The organism is Pseudonocardia lutea, assembly GCF_042658055.1.
Lineage (GTDB): Bacteria > Actinomycetota > Actinomycetes > Mycobacteriales > Pseudonocardiaceae > Pseudonocardia > Pseudonocardia lutea.
This window is the reverse complement of the sequence record NZ_JBHSQK010000135.1, coordinates 1-540: the sequence shown is the minus strand read 5'-3', so window position 1 is coordinate 540 and position 540 is coordinate 1. Positions and strand designations below refer to the sequence as shown.

Genomic DNA, 540 nt, shown 5'->3' with positions numbered 1-540 from the left:
TACGGCTACACCGACCAGCCCGGCCGCTGGGATCACTGGCCGGCGGCGTTCGTGTTCACCGGTGGGGCCGACGACGGGGTGGACGGCAGGATCGTGCTGGCGCCCGGGGACGTGTTGTTGCCGTTCAACACCTATGTGCAGACCCCGGTGGAGATCACCATCGAGGAGGGGTTCATCCGTGACATCCGCGGCGGGGCGGGGTCGTCGGGGTTGGACGCGGACCTGCTCACGTCCTACATCGAGTCGTTCGACGATCCGCGCGGCTACGGGATGTCGCATGTCGGGTGGGGGCTCGACGAGCGGGCGCACTGGCACGGGCTGACCCAGTTCGGCGGTGGGATGGGGATGGAGCTGCGCTCCTTCTACGGCAACGTGATGTTCTCCATCGGGCCGAACAACGAGCTGGGCGGGCCGAACGACACGGCGTGTCACTTCGACATCCCGATGCGCGGCAACTCCCTCTACCTCGACGACGAGCTGATCGTCGACGCCGGCGAGCTCACGGTCCCCGAGATGCGGCCGGTGGCCAAGCGATGACCG

At 68.0% G+C, this 540-nt stretch carries 1 protein-coding gene; it reads left to right on the top strand.

What is annotated here, in order from left to right; genetic code table 11:
* A partial coding sequence (locus ACFQH9_RS32000; protein ID WP_465269551.1) for a 2,5-dihydroxypyridine 5,6-dioxygenase NicX family protein occupies positions 1-537 on the top strand: 537 nt, incomplete at its 5' end.
* Between the last annotated feature and the right edge of the window lie 3 nt (positions 538-540).